Raw genomic sequence first — 18,644 nt, 5'->3', positions numbered from 1 at the left:
CCTCCTCGGCTCCACCAATTTTAGGATTTTTTGAGGATAATTCAGATGAAAAAGCTTTACGGAGTTTTTTGATCTGGAATAACCAGACGTTCATTAAAAATATGGGTAAATAAAGAGGTAATACAAGCGTCTTGTATTGAGAAATAAGCATATAGTTTTGAGGTAATTGAGATTATATGGTCAAGAAGAGAAGCGCAAACGGTGGATGCCTTGGCAGTAAGAGGCGATGAAGGACGTGGAATCCTGCGAAAAGCTTTGGTGAGCTGGAAACGAGCGATGAGCCGAAGATGTCCGAATGGGGGAACCCGGCTATGCGCGAGCATAGTCATCTATAGCTGAATACATAGGTTATAGAAGCGAACTCGGGGAACTGAAACATCTAAGTACCCGAAGGAAAAGAAATCAAAAGAGATTCTCCAAGTAGCGGCGAGCGAACGGGGAGGAGCCTGGCGTGATTTATGATACAAAGGAATAGAACAACTTGGGAAGGTTGGCCATAGAGGGTGAAAGCCCCGTATATAAAGGTTGTATCAAGAACTAGGCACGCGAATAAGTAGGCCGGGACACGTGTAATCCTGGTTGAAGATGGGTGGACCATCATCCAAGGCTAAATACTACTTACTGACCGATAGTGAACCAGTACCGTGAGGGAAAGGTGAAAAGAACCCCGGAGAGGGGAGTGAAATAGAACCTGAAACCGTTTGCGTACAAGCAGTGGGAGCATGGCTTAGGCTGTGTGACTGCGTACCTTTTGTATAATGGGTCAGCGAGTTACTTTCAGTGGCGAGGTTAACTGAATAAGGGAGCCGTAGAGAAATCGAGTCTGAATAGGGCGAGAGTCGCTGTGAGTAGACCCGAAACCGGGCGATCTAGTCATGTGCAGGATGAAGGTTGGGTAACACCAACTGGAGGTCCGAACCGGGTAATGTTGAAAAATTATCGGATGACGTGTGACTAGGAGTGAAAGGCTAATCAAGCCCGGAGATAGCTGGTTCTCCCCGAAAGCTATTTAGGTAGCGCCTCGTGAATGATTGTTGGGGGTAGAGCACTGTTTCGGCTAGGGGGCTGTCATGGCTTACCAAACCGATGCAAACTCCGAATACCGGCTAATTGAATCACGGGAGACACACGGCGGGTGCTAACGTCCGTCGTGAAGAGGGAAACAACCCAGACCGCCAGCTAAGGTCCCCAAGTACTAGTTAAGTGGGAAACGATGTGGGAAGGCACAGACAGCCAGGAGGTTGGCTTAGAAGCAGCCACCCTTTAAAGAAAGCGTAATAGCTCACTGGTCGAGTCGGCCTGCGCGGAAGATGTAACGGGGCTAAAACTAGTCACCGAAGCTGCGGATGTGTACTAAGTACACGTGGTAGGGGAGCGTTCTGTAAGCTGATGAAGGTGCATTGAGAAGTGTGCTGGAGGTATCAGAAGTGCGAATGCTGACATGAGTAACGATAATGAGGGTGAAAAGCCCTCACGCCGGAAGTCCCAGGTTTCCTGCACGACGTTAATCGGAGCAGGGTGAGTCGGCCCCTAAGGCGAGGCTGAAGAGCGTAGTCGATGGGAACCAGGTTAATATTCCTGGACTTTTTATAAGTGGTGATGTGGGGACGAAGAAGGCTAGGTGAGCCAGGCGATGGTTGTCCTGGTATGTGCATGTAGGGGGATGGTTTAGGCAAATCCGGACCATTAATAACTCTGAGGTGCGACATGGTGCTGACACTTCGGTGTACAGCGAAGTCATTGATGCCCGGCTTCCAGGAAAAGCTGCTAGCCATAACTTATAGAGAACCGTACCGCAAACCGACACAGGTGGACAGGTAGAGAATACTAAGGCGCTTGAGAGAACTCGGGTGAAGGAACTAGGCAAAATGGTACCGTAACTTCGGGAGAAGGTACGCCCTTTTCGGTGAAGGAATTTACTTTCTGAGCTGAAGAGGGCCGCAGAGACCAGGTGGCTGCGACTGTTTATTAAAAACACAGCACTCTGCAAATTCGTAAGAAGACGTATAGGGTGTGACGCCTGCCCGGTGCCGGAAGGTTAATTGATGGGGTTATCTTCGGAGAAGCTCTTGATCGAAGCCCCGGTAAACGGCGGCCGTAACTATAACGGTCCTAAGGTAGCGAAATTCCTTGTCGGGTAAGTTCCGACCTGCACGAATGGCGTAACGATGGCCACACTGTCTCCACCCGAGACTCAGTGAAATTGAAATCGCTGTGAAGATGCAGTGTACCCGCGGCTAGACGGAAAGACCCCGTGAACCTTTACTATAGTTTTGCACTGGACTTTGATGATGACTGTGTAGGATAGGTGGGAGGCTATGAAGTATCCACGCTAGTGGGTATGGAGCCGACCTTGAAATACCACCCTGTTGTTATTGAGGTTCTAACTTGGTCCCATTATCTGGGATAAGGACAGTGTATGATGGGTAGTTTGACTGGGGCGGTCTCCTCCCAAAGAGTAACGGAGGAGCACAAAGGTACCCTCGGTACGGTCGGACATCGTACCAAGAGTGTAAAGGCATAAGGGTGCTTGACTGCGAGAGCGACGGCTCGAGCAGGAACGAAAGTTGGTCTTAGTGATCCGGTGGTTCTGTATGGAAGGGCCATCGCTCAACGGATAAAAGGTACTCCGGGGATAACAGGCTGATACCGCCCAAGAGTTCATATCGACGGCGGTGTTTGGCACCTCGATGTCGGCTCATCACATCCTGGGGCTGAAGCAGGTCCCAAGGGTATGGCTGTTCGCCATTTAAAGTGGTACGCGAGCTGGGTTTAGAACGTCGTGAGACAGTTCGGTCCCTATCTGCCGTGGGCGTAGGAAAATTGAGAGGAGCTGCTCCTAGTACGAGAGGACCGGAGTGGACGAACCTCTGGTGTACCGGTTGTCACGCCAGTGGCATTGCCGGGTAGCTAAGTTCGGACGGGATAACCGCTGAAAGCATCTAAGCGGGAAGCCTCCCTCAAGATGAGTTTTCCCTTGAAGCCCGTTGAAGACTACGACGTTGATAGGCAAGGTGTGGAAGCGTAGTAATGCGTGAAGCTAACTTGTACTAATTGGCTGATTGTCTTGACCATATAATCTGAGTTACTTCAGATTGTGCTGAATATAAGATATAATGTTACTCTCTTTATTTACCTGAGTATCATGCGGCTAATGCACGATACTCAAAACAGTTTTCCTGGCGACCATAGCGGTTTGGTACCACCTGATTCCATCTCGAACTCAGAAGTGAAACGAACATGCGCCAATGATAGTGTGAGGCTTCCTCATGTGAAAGTAGGTCATCGCCAGGGTCTTTTCCTTAAAGCGGCTTATTATGCCGCTTTTTTTTTGCCTTATTTTTATCCAGCCCTGCTCCTCGTTGATGTTCCGGGGTCATCCCCTGCCAGCAAGAATGGAATAGGAGCTTTATCAGCATTTCATCTTATCGGTCAATATCAATGAGATACATCAGGTGTTGCAAATAGAGGTCACTATCATTTTCTTGTCGCAATGACCATGCGAAACCATCGGCTGGTCTAGACACACGATGCACGTTACGTCACCTGCGCCAGAATAATTATCATCAAAGTACATATCCAATAGCTGTGAACTCATCAGCGGCATATTCACCATCCTTATTAGTGCTGACATGCTTTGGTGATGGAAAAAAACTGATGACTAAATACCAGTAGGGTTTGAGAGTGTTCATCCTTTTGAAGATGAAAATGGAAGATTTGTAGGTGGTTTAAGTGCCATAAACTATATGAGCATTACTGGTGCGTCCATCGCTACAACAACTAGAGATATGAATGTCTTGGTTAAAAAATATTTTCAAACGAACTAGCGGGCTTAAAGCGGGTAATCTCTCTATTTTTAAATAAGTCAAAAATTAAGAAACTCTATTTTTCTTTAAAGAAATTACTTTCCTGTCAATTTCGCCTTTATAAGTCTGGATTTAGGTGAATAAGAGCCTCATCTTGATAAAAAGCATTTGATATTTTAAGTAAGAGAAGGGAGCTACTTGACTTATGATTTTGTGCTCTTTATTGGTGTTTTCGGATTTGGGAAAAAGTCAATTTTGGGTGAATCTAATTTTGCAAGTTAACCATTATTCTGTGATGATTAACTTGCAGACCTATTTTGCTTTTTTTATTGAGGCATATTTGCAATATTAAGCGCATTAACTACTTCTCTTATTGCAGCGCATGCTTCCTCGCCATTCTGAAAAGTAAATTCAGTCCCATTTCCAACCAGTACAGTGCAAGGTTGATTTGCGCCATTGATAGGATCCTTTTCAACCTTACTGATGTATTCTCTTAATGCTAAAATACCCGCATTAAGCTGTGTTAATTCTTTTTCGCCAAGATCTAACATAGAGCATCCACCATTGCAGCAACTGATAACTGATTGAATTACAGCTCTTACAGTCTCTTGGGAATAGTGTCTTAAATGGTACAACATCGAGCCCACATCAAAAGCCCGGCTCGTATTGAAGGTTTCTTTCATATACTTAAGGCATTCTACTTCCTCTGCAGACTTGCTGATATCACCTATTCGTGAATCCAGACTTCTATTAAATTTGGCAATGAATTGTTCGTTATCTCGATTATTAGTAATCACAAGATTAATAGTTTCTGCAACTTTGTTTGCAAATTTAAAGAAACTAACTTGTTGTTCTGAACTTATTGATTCAAAGAACTTATTTCGAAAATTTTTAAACATTATATCTCCTATTTTTCTGAGGTTTCAGGAAGCGACAAGCGTATCATGCTTCATTAATCAAAGATTCTCTCTGTTGCTTCCATTTCAGTTTCAAGAAAGGGATTTTACCAAGATAATATTATGGAAATCTGTTGAGAAAGAATCAGATATTGTGAGGGATATGCAAAAAATGTATAGACATGTTAATGTTTTCTTAAGATTTCTCTTGATGATGTTCGAGAATGCATTTTTAAGCACCTCCTTCAATTAATTGCAGGGAAGCGGAAAGGAAAATTAATACAATATAAAATACGGTTTTATTAAGATTATTTCATGCTGTCCTGAAGGATTTGTAGGTGGTTTAATGAGCATTACTGGCGCGCTTAAAGCAACTCGTTATTTTTAAATCTTGAAAGGCTTGAGTATTTTTCTCTAAAAAATGAGTTGATTAGAGCAGGACTTTCGTGATTGATTCTAGAAGTCTAAAATCAATCACGAGGTAGAGAGACTAATTTTGTCGTTTAATTAACGCTATTGAGACGTGCTGTTTGTCTTACTTGAGCAGCATCAACTGGCAAATTAAGACCATTGGGGTTAACGGCCCAGGTAATACCTCCATCAGTTGAAGTATAGCTTAAGGGAAAATAGCCAGTTGTAGCACCCATTTTTGTGTAATACCCAACTGCATTACAAAGGCCTTTTGCTGCATCACAAATAACACTAAACAGCCCAGCATTACTCAATGAGCCTGTTGCGGCATCAGAAGGAAGTGGTAATGTCGAAGAGCTTACAGTCCACGAGTAACCGCCATCTACGGAAGTATAACTTAATGGTGCAACGGTACCGGCACTATTTGTGTAATATCCCACTGCGCTACAACTCAAACCTGTTCGGCCACAAAAAACACCATTAAGATACGTTTTTTGACGGCGTGATGGAGTAATTACATCGTCGGGCAGAGGTAACATCAAACTCAGTTGCCATGTCACACCACCGTCATTTGAGATATAGCTTAATGGAGCAATCCCTGTACTGGTATTATAATAATACCCAACCGCAGCACAATGCCCTCCGCCATTACAAGAAATACCCTGTAGCACACTTTTTTGCTGATTTTGACTAGGTGCATCTGTTGGTACAGGAAGTGGAACTTGGCTGAGAGTCCATGAGTGCCCTTGATTTGTGGATGTGTAGCTTAATGGAACTGTGGATGTATTAATATTTTTGTAAGACCCTATTGCACTACAGAGTTCACCCGTGGGATCACAAGAAATTCCATAGAGTAAATTGTTTTGCCTACTAGAGGGTGTGATTACATCAGATGGCAACGGTAATGGTTCACTAAGCTCCCATTGCTCACCTCCATTTTTGGAGATATAACTTAATACGGAAGTACCGCCAGTGTTGTCATCATAGTATCCAACTGCCGCATAATGCGGTTCTTCTGATGAAGTACTTGTGACTCCGAGGAGAATAGAAATTTGGTTATCTGCTGGCATACTCACATCGGATGGCAAAGGCAATGTGCTACTTAATCTCCAATGAGCACCGTTATCAGTTGAAAAATAACTTAACGGTGCAAACGTATTTGGACCTCCAGCATTATTAGTATAAGCTCCTACGGCAGCACAATAATGAACTTTTCTATTGCAGTAAATACTATTAAGAAAGCTATTCTGTTGGGCAGGAGATTGAATCACATCAGCAGGGAGTGCTAGAGGTGAACTTAGTTTCCAGTCGATTCCACCATCATAATAGCCTAAAGGTGCAAGCCCACCACTGCTATTTAAGTATGATCCAACGGTTACAGTTGTTTGTAATGATACATTCAATGGAACAGAAGCTGTTGTGCAGCTAGAGCCATTACAAAGAGCAAATCCGGATTTAGCTTCCCCACTGATATCAAGCTGTAAGGTGCAACTTGCATTTCCATTGAGCTTAACTGGGTTTGAACAATAATTTGGGTTAGTTGAGTTTTGAGTCACTGTTGCTGGTTGTGCCTGTATTTTGTAGCCTTTCCGCATGGTTCTGGTTTGATTGGTGACGGTGTAATATGCCGATACAATACCTCCTGGATATACGGATACGGGAAATATTTCTTGCTGGTCCGGAATAATAGTGAAATTTGCGCCAGCAAAAGATTGATTCGTTGCTAATAAAAACACAGCGTTGCTAAATAATAATACTGGGAGATTGATTTTTTTATACATTATAAATTCATCCTGTTTCGATAAAAGACTCTTAATCTTTGAATAATATGCTAATCCGTCTATCAAAGGCTATGATTATTGCTTTATCAATTAACCAAGCAAATATCACTGCACCTCAATTCTTAATGAGTTTTTATAAATAAGTCAACTTTGAGAGTAACTACTAGAGGTTGCCATTCAAGTGTCATTACAATTATCCTATTGGAAATAAATTGCTCTTAAATTATTGAAAATAGTTGATGATATTGCTCTAATGCTTGCAATATCACAATCTTTGTAAAAAATTCGAGAGATTATGTATGAAATTTTTATCTCTGTAAGTGATGGATGCATAAACTCAATAAATCATTATTTTTTAATATAAGGACAAAAATTATGTCAGTAAGGAATACTCTTTTTAGCTTGGTCAGTTGCCTTTCTCTTTCCTCCTTCGCCAATGCAGGTACTATGGGGCTAATATCACCTGAAGTCCAGGGTTTTCATCCAGTCATTTCTGTCTTTGGTGGGCCTGCCTGGTTTGATGTGAGTACAAAGACGCGCACTTTTTTGGGCTCTGATGATGATAAATTTATTTATCACAACAAAAGCAATAATCAAGCTAACGGCTTCGTAGGAGTGTTTCTAGGCGGCGAATTTCAACTTCCTTATAAGAAACTCTTTCTACAAGGTGGGGTTGAATACGACTACTTCGGCAATTCTCGAGTTAAAGGCTCTAATTCTGTAGGCATCGAACCGCAGACTTATTCATACTATGACTATTCTTGGAATGTGCAAACGCAACAAGTGCTGGCTGTAGCTAAGCTATTGACAACCACTGAGCTTAATTTGGGGACGGTGCGTCAATTTTTTCCCTATTTTTCTGTTGGAGTAGGTGCTGCATTTAACAATGCCAATGATTTTAGAACGAGAATTGAAGAACTAGGTGTCAATGTAACCCCCATCTTTAGAAATCACTCCCAATCAGCATTTTCTTATACCCTTGGCGTTGGGGTTGACACACCAATCAACCAACAGATACGCCTTGGTTTAGGCTATCGTTTTTCTGATTTTGGCGCTGCGTCTCTTACTAAAGGGGAAGTTGTATTCAACCAATATAGAGCACCGGTAGACTTTGCATTAAGTACACCGCACATTTATGCTAATCAACTCATTGTACAGCTGACTTATCTGGCTTAACAAAAATGACTCAATTATATTTCCTAGATAGTGCTAGTAGTAGCGATAAAATCGTTATAATGCCTTCTCTTAACACTTTGGGAGTTAGGATTTTGATGAACTTTGGTGATTTACGATGCTGATAAAACCTGATCTCAAAGAAGAAGAAATCATTCAATGTTTATGGGATGTATATGGGCTGAACGTGGACAAAATTTTTTTCTTCCACTTGGAGCTGATCTTAATACAGCTGTCTATCGCGTTAGAACTAGCACTGAACGAGATTATTTTCTAAAGTTAAGGAGCGGGGAATTTAATGACGCTGCGGTGTTGGTTCCAAAATGCCTTGCTGATCTAGGTTTCAAACAAGTGATTCCCCCGCTCACAACTAAAGAAGGACAATTTTGGATCAGCTTGTCGTCTTTCAAGGCAGTTATATATCCTTATGTGAAAGGACGTAACAGCGTTGAAGTTAATTTGTCAGACACGCAATGGATTGAATTTGGCGCAACCATGAAAAAATTTCACAGCGCCGATATTCCCAGAGCAATAACAAGTTGCGTACACCGAGAAACATTTTCCTCTAAATGGCGTCAGACGGTAAAAACATTCCTTAGACGCATTGAAGAGGAGGTTTTTGAAGAGTCTATTGCAAGTACAATGGCATCGTTCTTACAATCCAAAAGAAAGAAAATTCTCGAATTGCTTATGTGTGCTGAACACCTGGCACACATACTACAAAAACAGCCTCTCGAATATGTCTTATGTCACGCAGACATTCATGGATGGAACTTGTTGATTGATGAAGAGGGTGCTCTGTATCTAGTTGACTGGGATACGCTCCTGTTTGCTCCTAAAGAACGCGATCTCATGTTTATTGGTTCTGGTCTTGGAGACAGTAAGCGCACGCCGATTGAAGATGAGGCGTTATTTTATCAGGGATATGGCCCATCGAATATAAACTATAATGCTCTTGCCTACTATCGTTGTGAGCGGATTATTGAGGATATAGGCGTGTATTGCGAACAAATTTTTCTGTCTGATGAAGGTGGGGAGGACCGGATACAGTCTTTTGAATATTTGCAATCTAATTTTCTGCCGAATGGCACCATAGAGAGAGCTTTTCAGTCTTACAAGGCAAGCGAGAATCAGCAATGAAAGTTGCAAAGGATGGCCAAAAGCATTCATTACAAGTGATTTAATGCCTGCCTGTTTTTTGTTATCTTTCTGATATTTTAACCAAATGAGCCATGTTTTTGGGGTCAAAATATTTATCGTTTCTGCTAAGGCTTATCCTATTAAGCGATGAAGTTTCTATAGATAGCTAATATAAAATTTTTTTGTATACTCATTTCTTTTTTATTAATGTTTCATTCAACGAATGGCTACTCAGCAAGTATTTTTAGTAATTTTACTCTTTCTTTTGGGCAACCCAAACAGTTGCTTCCCCGCATTCTGGATCTCTCACTTTGTGTATAAGTACTTTAAAATGACAATCTAAAAGTATTTGAGTATATTCTTCGGCAGAAAGAGATGCATGATATAAATCATGTCCTCCGTTATCACCCCAGACTTCCCCATATTCTGGGCCTGATGTAAATAGTAATAAACCATTTTGTTCGACCAGAGATGAAAGGGATTTTAATACCATTCGTTGATCATCATGAGGTAAATGAAAAAAGCTGTGCCAAGCAATTACAGCATGATATTTATCTTGTAAATTTAGAGTGCGCATATCAGCAAGCAGCCATTTTCCATTCGGAAATCGCTTTTTACATAAGTGAATCATTTTTTTACTTGCATCGATACCCGTTACTTTATAACCTTTCTTAATTAGAAATTGTGCTATTGGTTCACCAGTTCCACAGCCTACATCTAATACTTTGCCTTCAGGTGGAATATGATTTTGTAAAAGATCTAAATAGAACTTTTCCATATCAAGTTTTTTATTGCGATGACTATCAAACCAATCAATTATTTCATCATAAGCGAGGTATACTTTATTCTTATTTTTTTCTTTAGAGTTCTTGTTTCTGCAATAGAATTCAAGCGGTATTTCAATTGAGTAAACCCACCGCCAATGCATTTGGTTTCAATAGGGTCAAGTTCAATATCATGCGCCAATGGGCCAAATAGCGAACGACCAGATCCCAGCAACACCGGGGCGATTGTTATCGTTAATTCATTGATCAGATTATCTGCAATAAAGTTTTGGATGGTAATACCTCCATCAATATATAGATGTTTAAAACCTTGCTTTGTTAATCGTTTAACTAAATCAACTGGTGTTTCAGATGATGCCGAAACATTATTTTTTAAATGGCTAGGTATTTCTATGGGTTGGCTACTCATGACGATTATTGGGAGATCATCATATGGCCAAGATTCAAACGACAATACCTTCTCGAAGGAATGCCGTCCCATAACCAGACCGTCGACTGTCGACATGAATTCTTTATAGCCACCATCTTCATTCGGTGGCACAAGTGTATTTGCTTTCATTAACCAATCAATAGCCCCATCATTTCTAGCAATAAAACCATCAAGACTGGTAGCAATAAAAACAGAACATTTGGCTAGCATAATGATTTATCCTTTTCTTCTATCTTTGGCAAACTCCCTAGATTGTCTTTATCTGATAAATCCACTGGATTGATGCGTCCAATAATTATAATAAGCTCCCTTCATTGCTAATAATTCGTTGTGCGATCCTGATTCTACAATATGACCATTTTCGAGCACTATAATTTTATCCATTGCTTTTAGTGTAGATAATCGATGTGCAATAATGAGCGCAGTTTTATCTTGGAGTAACGTCTCCAATGCCTCTTGTATCGATTGCTCTGTTGCGGAGTCTAATGCAGATGTTGCTTCATCAAACAATAAAATCGGTGCGTTTTTTAAAATTGCACGAGCAATTGCAATGCGCTGTCGTTGGCCTCCGGATAATTTTATGCCTTGTTCACCGATAATGGTGTCGTATTGGTGCTCTAATGAGGTAATAAAATCATGGCATTTGGCCTTTTTGGCAGCAGCAATGACGTCCTCTTTTCTAACGTGCCCACACCCATAAGCAATATTTTCAAAAATACTGCGATGAAATAAGTTTAAATGCTGTGGAACAATAGCAATCTGACTACGTAATGAATCCTTAGTAAAACTAGTAAGGTTGATGTCGTCTATCTCAATGTTTCCTTCACTAATATCATATAATCGCATAATAAGTTTCATTAATGTCGTCTTTCCAGCCCCCGAACCCCCAACAATTCCAATCTTCTGTTTTGCAGGAATGGACAAACTAAAATTTTTAAAAACTGGCGATAGAGAAGGGTAAGAGAAAGTGATATCTGTGATTTTAATATTCCCTTTAGATATTGTATGGCTAGAGGCGATTTCCTTGTCGGGGACATCAGGGCGATGTTTCAATAAGTTTAACCCATCTTGTAATAAACCAATATTATAAATGAGCGCCAAAAAGCAATTGCCAAGACTGCTGGTTAAGGCAGCAATCGCTGTAACTGCAGTCATGACGAATACTAATTCACCAATGCTTACGAGATGATTTACATATCCAATAATCGAGCCGATAAGATAAAATGCAACAAGTGCATTCATGGCAAGATGCTGCAAAAACATAACCTTATTGGAATGACGATTACGAAGGCGTTCTTTGTCAATCAAGTCATTCATATTTTGTTTGAGCAATTTTATCTCGTACTCAAAGGTGGCATTATGAATTACGGATTGAATATTCCCAATAATGTCTACGATATGACCATTAAAGACACTGCAGCTGTCTGCAAATGTGGAGGCTTTTATTTGACCTAACTTGGCTGATTGATACGTATAAATGATAATTGTTATTCCCCAAACCCAGAGTACAATGCCAAAATAAGGGATGACAGTGGACAATAAAATACCCGTGATCAAAATTGCTAAGGATTGAGGGAAAATCGTAAAAAACAAATTAACTATGATCGGTTCTAATCCTACGCAAGCATTCATCACTTTATTAGATAAAAATCCTGATTTTTTTGCTTCAAAATAAGCTATGGATTGTTTACTTAGATGAGTAAATAATTTGTTTACCATCGCCGATTTATATGCGGGAATGCTTAGCAATGAAAATAAGCCACTGGCATAATAACCCACACTTCGTAAAACATGGATGCTGACATACAAACATAATGGAATAAGAACAAATGAATATACCGAAACAGATTCAAGGCCATGAATTTTGATTCTGTCGATAATTACGCCAAACAAATAGGACATATAGGGCAATGTAAATGCCCAGAACAGTCCAAAAGCAACAAAAAAGAGGGTGCTACTTTTGTGTTGACGCATATAATCGAATAATAAATTCAATACACTTGATGTTTTATTGTCGTTATTCTGGCTCATAATTTTTCCCAATAGAAGTATCCTTTGGAGTACTTTCATAACCATTATACCCCTAAAAATCTAAAGCAACAGATAACGTTGATTCATAAAAACATACTTTATTAATCCTTAATATTCTAAGTTTAGAATAATAAAAAAAGAGATTATTCATCATGAAATGGAATTGTCTGGGTGAAGATTAAACATTATCAAGTGATAGAGGTGTTCTATCCGGCATTTTTGTTTCCTCTTTCCACATCAGAAAAGTGGCTATCCCAGTATGTTCGAGATTATTTTGATAGTATTCTTCCGATATCAAAAAAATTAATACGATCAATATATTATTTGCATTGATTCATTGATGTTCACATTTTCTGTTAGAGTGCTTTCTTTCATTTTAAATCCTCGTTTAGCAAGAATGTCTGAATTTACAGGAAGAATTTTGCCCCAATAACTAATATGGATATTTTGCGCTGGATGAGATTTATCGAGTAAGAGATTTACTATGTCATTTTCAAAACCAACTGGACCACAAACAAAAACGGATGTACCAGGATCAATATCTTTTGTTTTTAAATGTTCTGTGATGCGACCTGATTTAAATTGATCAACTTTTTCTTCTGTAAGAGTTATATAATGTTGTCTGTTATTATTAAGCCTCACAACAAAATTAGGAAATGGAAGATCTTCAAGACATTTTGCAGAATAAAAAACTGAAACATCTTTGCCCTCGAATATTAAATTATTGTACAGATTTCTCATGACAGACTCAGCAGAACCGGCACAAATCAACAACACCTTTTCTCCTGCTGGTTTAAATTCATTCCCACAGGGAGCATCAATTTCAAGATGTGAATTAACCTGGCTTTCAGAAAGTATATTTTTAGCTCCATTTTTTAAAGCCTGGCTTATTTTTAGGTAGGATTCATTTTTACTCGAAGCAATAGCTAAATAAATTGGTTTTTTGTCTCCATGAATAACTACATATTGTCCATTTCCACAATCATTTGGAGAAACTCCTTCTATCTCTAAACTATAGACTTCACTTTCACCGTGCACTTTCTTATTTTTAAGCGTCGCGTCATGACGTGTAAACATTTTTTATCTACCTATTATTAAGATACCTACAATCTAAAATTGGGCAAGATGATACAATTTTTTTCTTATGGTATTAGGCAGTTTAAAGATTACTTTTAATCTCTAGTTGATTGTCCTTGATTGTGCAGCACCTTCTGGTAATCTGCTGTCGGTAGATGCTATTCATCATCATGATTTATCAGATAATCTACATTTGCTGAAACAATCACTATTTATTATTCATAGCATCATTTTCAAGTTTTTCCGTATAATAAATTGCCACTTTTAAAATTATTCATTGCCCATTAATAATTAAAAATCAATCTAAAAGTTCTATTATAAGACAATAAATTTAGGTGATAAATAACAACAAATGATGATATAGTTTTAATTACTATTGGATAATAGTTAAGAGATACATATGAGTGCAAAAGTGACTAGGTTAAAATGAATGTCATTGAATTAAAATCATTTTTAACGGTGGTTGAATATCGCTCAATATCTTTGGCGGCAAAAAGATTATATGTGACACCTTCTGCTATGACCAAGCGTATTCAAAGATTCGAAAGTAAACTCAATACTCGCTTGCTTACCGTTGATGGAGTAAGAATAAAACTTACAGAGGCTGGGAAAAAATTAATCCCCTATGCAAGGCAAATTTCATCAACGTATGATGCAATGAAAAAAGGAATGAGCTCTTATTCACAGCAATTCAAAACGACCTTGAAAAATAGGTACTTCATTCTATCTGGCGCATTATCTAATCTCTGATTTGATTCATTATGTTCAATCAGTGGATGAAAGAATAATTATCAATGTAAAAACTATTAATGAAAAAGATTACCTTGAGCAATTAGATAATGGGTTCATTGATCTTGCGATCTGTACCACGCGATCTAATCAAACAAAGATTTTAGTTAATGGGAAATTATGGCGGGAGGAGCTTTGCATCTGTGCTTCAGATAAGCACCCATTAACGATTAAAGATGAGGTATTTTTAGCTGAATTATCTGCTTATGAGGCAGTTTTTCCAGAAGAGGGGGGATATATTCGCGAAAAAGCCGAAGCACTTTTTGCCAAGCATCATTTGCCATTAGCAGTAACTTTAGAAGCAGGGACAATTTTTTCTGTAAAAAATATAGTGTTTTCAGGGAACTACTGGAGTGTTGTGCATAAAAGGGTTTTGGATGAAAGCCACTTAAAAATTACTAAGGTTCCTGATATCAAACTGGATATTAAATTTAATTGGTATTGCCTTAACAGTAGAGTCCAAGAAAGAACTATAGAACAAACGATTAATCACATAAATAATTGGATTATATGCAATGAGGTGACACAGTTAAATGAACACTCTCCCTCATTCATAATGAAAACCAAAAAAGCCTCCAATTTTTTAAATATATTCAGCTTGTCCATAAAAACAAGGAATCTGCAGCATGTGTTGGAGGCATTTGATGATATTACTTTTCTCCTTGATTATTTAGAGGCACTTTTAAGATCCTAAATAGATGGTTGAATGAGATACCTCTTGTTGCTTTTCTTCTTTTATACTTTTTAATTTATCTTTAAACGCAACAGTAAATTTTATTTTTTTAGCACCACTCATTTCAACTTTATCTTTATCTGATTCTTCTGCCGCCATTTGATATATTTTCTCTTTTCGAGCCTGTTTTAATTTCTCTACGTCAACACGCACGTTTTTTCTTGGAAAAACCACCAGCGGATTGCTGGTTTCACCACTATAGATGCGTAAGTGTGACGCATGGAATCCCCAATCTCTATCATCGACATACAGCGGGTTTGGAAATGCTCCAATATTTATGGATCGAGTAATACGAACATTATCTTTGATGGCGGTTACTAATTTTTTCATAAATGAATCTTGTAATTTTGTTTCTTCATTCTCATTTAACATAACGCTCGTTAAAAATGGATATATCTTTTTTTGAGCCTTATACTCAGGATGTGTTTTTTCAAATTTTAGGTGTACATCATCTGCGGTATTTATAATTTTCAGCATGGATTTTGGTGTTAACGGTCTTTGCTTGCTGTGTAATACAGAAGTGGTTGCTTGACCAGATGGAAATTGAAATGCCTTGCCTCCTTTTGCAAGTGTGGCTAACTCCTTCAACCGTGCTGCATCAATAGGCCAAGTTTCTACAGATAGAGTCCCATGTTCTTTTTTTACATAAGATAATGTATATCGCTCATTATCGTCTGTACCTGTCTTTGCGAGAAAATAGGAAGAATTTAGTCCCACTTGCTTGTTTAATAATTTATTTATTTCATTTGCTCCTTCGGAAGTTAAATGATTAGGAAATGATTTTGTTGTTAAAACAAATCCAAATGGCTCTGCTAATTTTTCTTTTCTTTTCTTTTTTCTTTGAATTGTTGATGCATTTCTTTTTCTTTATCGGATATCTCCGTTTGCACTGTGTTACAGCCTAATAAATTAAATTCTTTAATATGTGGTTGTTTTACAGCCAGATTACAAAAGTCTTCTGCCTTCATGTCCGCCAGAGCATTAGTATCAGTAGCTGCATGGCTCAAGACACTAACTTTTACACCTTCTGGTAAGACAATATTTCTATCAAGCAATAAATGAATATTCTTTGTACTGATGTGGGAGATTTTTCCTGCTCTTTTTTGCGCATGACTATAAACGCGAGCTGCTTTTTGCACTTCACGATCTTCCTCCGCAATATTTTTTCCTGTTATAAGAAGATATTTCATTTCAGACAATACAGAATGAGTTATCTCTTTTTTAAATTCTTCAGAAGGAATATACATAAGCGCATCGAAACTATTTTTCACAGCATCTAAATAAAGTTGTTTATAAAATCCACTTAATGGCTCGCCTTCTTTAAGTTTAGGGATATGTTGTAACGCATTTCCATTTTGGTGGGCAGCTGTTAAATAAAGTTTTTGATAAAATAGAGAGAGTTCTTCTCCTGCTTTGGGTTGAGGAATAAATTTTAGCGCATCCCCATTTTGCTTCACTGTATTCTAAATACAATTCTTCATAGAATGAGTCCAGAGGTTCACCTTGTTTTGGTTTGGGAATAAACTCTAATGCCTCCCCATTTTGTTTCACCGCAGCAAGATAAATATCTTTAAAATCCTGGTTTAATTCCTCACCTTTAGGTTGAACAATAAATTTTACTGCATCACCATCTTCTTTCAATGCCTCAAGACAAACCCATTTATAATCTGGGTTGAGTGTTCCAGTTATACTTAAGTCATTATTTGATGGTACAGGAATAAATTTAAGTATTTTTTCGAGCTCTTTTCCGTCTAATTTTAGGACTTCACTAAAAATATTTTTATAGTCTTGAGATAATGATTCTTCCAGTTTGGGTTTATGAACTAGCTCTACTATCCTGCTGTCTTGTTTCAAAGCTTCTAAATATAGTTCTTCATAGAATGAACTTACTTTTTCTCCTTCCTTAGGCTTGGGGATATATTTCACTGATTCACCATTTAGTTTTACAGCGGCCATATAAATTTCTTTATGCTCATCACTAGGCTCTTCTTCTGGTATAGGAATATCTTTTATTGAAAAAGGATTTGCTTTTATGGCCTCTAAGTAACTTGCTAATGCTTCTTGACTAATCTTCATTTTAATACTCCTGGTTGGTGATTAAATTTGCTCTCTATGTAAATTTTATCGATTCGGTATTAAAGGAGACTTATGGTCCTTTGAAGAAAATTCATTGCTTTTCCTATTGGGATATAATTTTTTTGTGGGGAGAAAAATATGGCTGTTGTAATAGCAAAGCCCATGAAGTTATGGGCTTTATTATAATGTGTCAACGCACGAATGGCGTTTGTAACTACTTATTTTGAAAATGAAAAATTAATTACCACTATCTCCAAATCTAATCGTAGAATCAGTCATTGTAACATCGCAATAACTTATTGGTGGCGTTGCTGTTCTTGATGCATGGTTTCTTCTTGCTCTTCAAGCTCTTCATTTTCCTCAGGAATAGGAGATAACACTGTACTTGTATTAGAACTGCTTGGTTCAAAAATACTAAATTGAGCAAGATAAGAGTTATTTGATGGGTTTTCTTGTAGTGTCACTTGACCTCCTGAGTAAGTGAGCATATCGATTTCTTTTGTATGCGTCGCTGTCCGTTGTTCATCGCCTTAATTTTGGGGGCTAATTCTGAAATCTTTGAGAGGAGAGCACTTTGCTCTTCTATTAATGGGTCAAGTTGCTTACCTAACTTTTTCTTCTCCTTCTTTTTAAGCGAATGATCTTGTTGCTCTTCTTTTATAGCATCAATTTGTGCTTTAACCATGGATGCTTGCAACATGAAACTTTTCATCGGGACGGTAACTGATTTTCTGGAAGCTTCTTTCATACGTTCTAGTTGTTCAAGTAAAGAATGTCGTGTGTTTTCTAGATGCTCTAATTTGTCCGCATGGCTATTCTTAAAATCAAAGTCCCATTTCGTGTCCGCAATGTAATTTTCTAATACAGGGGTTAATTGACTCACATAGCTCGACAAATCTAATAAGTTTTCTCCTGGATATAGGCTCAATTCATTCGTCAGGCTAGGGGCAAGGATAATCGCGAGATTATTATATGTCATCCGATTTATTTCTTGGTATTTCCCTACTTGGTGCATTAAATGAAAATAGTGATAAAGAATTTCTCCTGCACGTTGATGATCTATTCTCTTTGAAAGAAGCAAATCATTAATGAAGTTATCAAATAATTGAGCGGCTATTGTGTTATTTTCTTCTTGATGAGAATCCAATAATGATTTCAATTTTTTAGAAAAAGATGCAAGTAAGTCATCTTGGGAGGCTAATATTTGGCCCTCTTTAAGCACTGTAGGTATCATTCCTAATACATTATTCAGGCGCTCGTGATTCACTATATTTTCATTCATCATGATGTAGCGACTTAATGTTTCTACATTAAAGTGAGTATCGATAAGTTGGTCGAGTACATGTTCTATTTCTTCTTTCGATCCTGGGACCCGAAAAATTCCTTGTGTATTTAATAATTCTGGATATTGAGATATTAATTGAACAATTGAACGAAACACATTGACTATGTCGTGCGTATTATAAGGGCCTGCCATTGATTTCTCCTGAATAAGTAACAAGTGAAATAGTAACAT

Annotated in this window: 15 protein-coding genes, 1 tRNA gene and 2 rRNA genes (1 of these 18 only partly in view); 7 read left to right on the top strand and 11 right to left on the bottom strand. The window is 38.4% G+C overall.

All coding sequences use genetic code 11. From position 1 onward, the window contains the following. The 3 genes from EL220_RS13480 to rrf form a co-directional block, all read left to right on the top strand. A tRNA-Ala gene (locus EL220_RS13480) sits at nucleotides 1-17 on the top strand (it extends 59 nt beyond the left edge of the window). A gap of 161 nt (nucleotides 18-178) precedes the next feature. Next, nucleotides 179-3,075: ribosomal RNA gene (locus EL220_RS13475) — 23S ribosomal RNA — on the top strand. A gap of 103 nt (nucleotides 3,076-3,178) precedes the next feature. Continuing rightward, nucleotides 3,179-3,294, top strand: a 5S ribosomal RNA gene (gene rrf, locus EL220_RS13470). An 838-nt stretch (nucleotides 3,295-4,132) separates the two neighbouring features. Here the strand turns inward: rrf and EL220_RS13465 are convergent. Together EL220_RS13465 and EL220_RS13460 are read right to left on the bottom strand one after the other, a co-directional pair. Then, nucleotides 4,133-4,705 carry a hypothetical protein gene (locus EL220_RS13465; RefSeq protein WP_027271503.1) on the bottom strand — a complete coding sequence of 191 codons (573 nt, stop codon included), beginning with the start codon at nucleotides 4,703-4,705 and terminating at the stop codon, nucleotides 4,133-4,135. Between the two features lie 500 nt (nucleotides 4,706-5,205). Continuing rightward, a complete protein-coding gene (locus EL220_RS13460) occupies nucleotides 5,206-6,894 on the bottom strand; it encodes a beta propeller repeat protein (RefSeq protein ID WP_027271504.1) in 1,689 nt (562 codons plus the stop codon). A gap of 375 nt (nucleotides 6,895-7,269) precedes the next feature. On the opposite strand from EL220_RS13460, the gene EL220_RS13455 reads away from it, so the two are divergent. Together EL220_RS13455 and EL220_RS13450 are read left to right on the top strand one after the other, a co-directional pair. Beyond that, a complete protein-coding gene (locus tag EL220_RS13455; RefSeq protein WP_232002467.1) occupies nucleotides 7,270-8,070 on the top strand; it encodes an outer membrane protein in 801 nt (266 codons plus the stop codon). 162 nt (nucleotides 8,071-8,232) lie between these two features. Then, nucleotides 8,233-9,207 (top strand): phosphotransferase, encoded by a 975-nt coding sequence (locus tag EL220_RS13450; protein WP_232002466.1) that lies wholly within the window; start codon nucleotides 8,233-8,235, stop codon nucleotides 9,205-9,207. A 253-nt stretch (nucleotides 9,208-9,460) separates the two neighbouring features. Here EL220_RS13450 and EL220_RS18240 read toward each other — a convergent pair whose 3' ends face one another. The 4 genes from EL220_RS18240 to EL220_RS13435 all read right to left on the bottom strand — a co-directional run bounded on the left by EL220_RS18240 (nucleotide 9,461) and on the right by EL220_RS13435 (nucleotide 13,530). Beyond that, nucleotides 9,461-9,985 (bottom strand): class I SAM-dependent methyltransferase, encoded by a 525-nt coding sequence (locus EL220_RS18240; protein WP_232002465.1) that lies wholly within the window; start codon nucleotides 9,983-9,985, stop codon nucleotides 9,461-9,463. Nucleotides 9,986-10,023: 38 nt separating this feature from the next. Further along, nucleotides 10,024-10,632: a dihydrofolate reductase family protein gene (locus EL220_RS18235; protein WP_164838768.1), complete on the bottom strand. Its 609-nt coding sequence runs from the start codon at nucleotides 10,630-10,632 to the stop codon at nucleotides 10,024-10,026. A 48-nt stretch (nucleotides 10,633-10,680) separates the two neighbouring features. Next, on the bottom strand, nucleotides 10,681-12,453 hold the full coding sequence (locus tag EL220_RS13440) for an ABC transporter ATP-binding protein (RefSeq protein ID WP_035906212.1): 1,773 nt from the start codon (nucleotides 12,451-12,453) through the stop codon (nucleotides 10,681-10,683). Nucleotides 12,454-12,765: 312 nt separating this feature from the next. Beyond that, nucleotides 12,766-13,530 (bottom strand): ferredoxin reductase domain-containing protein, encoded by a 765-nt coding sequence (locus EL220_RS13435; protein WP_027271508.1) that lies wholly within the window; start codon nucleotides 13,528-13,530, stop codon nucleotides 12,766-12,768. 426 nt (nucleotides 13,531-13,956) lie between these two features. Here EL220_RS13435 and EL220_RS13430 point away from each other — a divergent pair, with 426 nt between their 5' ends. Both EL220_RS13430 and EL220_RS13425 read left to right on the top strand, forming a co-directional pair. After that, a complete protein-coding gene (locus EL220_RS13430; protein WP_027271509.1) occupies nucleotides 13,957-14,280 on the top strand; it encodes a LysR family transcriptional regulator in 324 nt (107 codons plus the stop codon). Between the two features lies 1 nt (nucleotide 14,281). Then, nucleotides 14,282-15,013, top strand: coding sequence for a LysR family transcriptional regulator substrate-binding protein (locus EL220_RS13425; RefSeq protein ID WP_232002464.1), 732 nt, complete (start codon nucleotides 14,282-14,284; stop codon nucleotides 15,011-15,013). Here EL220_RS13425 and EL220_RS13420 read toward each other — a convergent pair. From EL220_RS13420 to EL220_RS13405, 5 genes are all read right to left on the bottom strand, one after another. Next, nucleotides 15,002-15,769, bottom strand: a complete 768-nt coding sequence (locus EL220_RS13420) for a hypothetical protein (protein ID WP_027271511.1) — start codon at nucleotides 15,767-15,769, stop codon at nucleotides 15,002-15,004. The genes EL220_RS13425 and EL220_RS13420 overlap by 12 nt on opposite strands. A 95-nt stretch (nucleotides 15,770-15,864) precedes the next feature. Then, the gene (locus EL220_RS13415; RefSeq protein ID WP_128130916.1) at nucleotides 15,865-16,299 is read right to left on the bottom strand and encodes a hypothetical protein; all 435 of its coding nucleotides are present in this window, start codon (nucleotides 16,297-16,299) and stop codon (nucleotides 15,865-15,867) included. 79 nt (nucleotides 16,300-16,378) lie between these two features. Beyond that, complete coding sequence (locus tag EL220_RS13410) at nucleotides 16,379-17,128, bottom strand: DUF4116 domain-containing protein (RefSeq protein ID WP_027271513.1); 750 nt, start codon at nucleotides 17,126-17,128, stop codon at nucleotides 16,379-16,381. A 296-nt stretch (nucleotides 17,129-17,424) separates the two neighbouring features. Beyond that, nucleotides 17,425-17,592, bottom strand: coding sequence for a hypothetical protein (locus tag EL220_RS19200; protein WP_232002463.1), 168 nt, complete (start codon nucleotides 17,590-17,592; stop codon nucleotides 17,425-17,427). Beyond that, complete coding sequence (locus EL220_RS13405) at nucleotides 17,589-18,605, bottom strand: Rho GTPase-activating protein (RefSeq protein ID WP_232002462.1); 1,017 nt, start codon at nucleotides 18,603-18,605, stop codon at nucleotides 17,589-17,591. Before EL220_RS13405 ends, EL220_RS19200 begins: the two co-directional genes overlap by 4 nt. Between the last annotated feature and the right edge of the window lie 39 nt (nucleotides 18,606-18,644).

Origin of the sequence: Legionella sainthelensi, from assembly GCF_900637685.1 — a bacterium.
Taxonomy (GTDB): domain Bacteria; phylum Pseudomonadota; class Gammaproteobacteria; order Legionellales; family Legionellaceae; genus Legionella; species Legionella sainthelensi.
The sequence above is the reverse complement of the archived record's forward strand: the minus strand, read 5'-3'. Positions and strand labels throughout refer to the sequence as shown.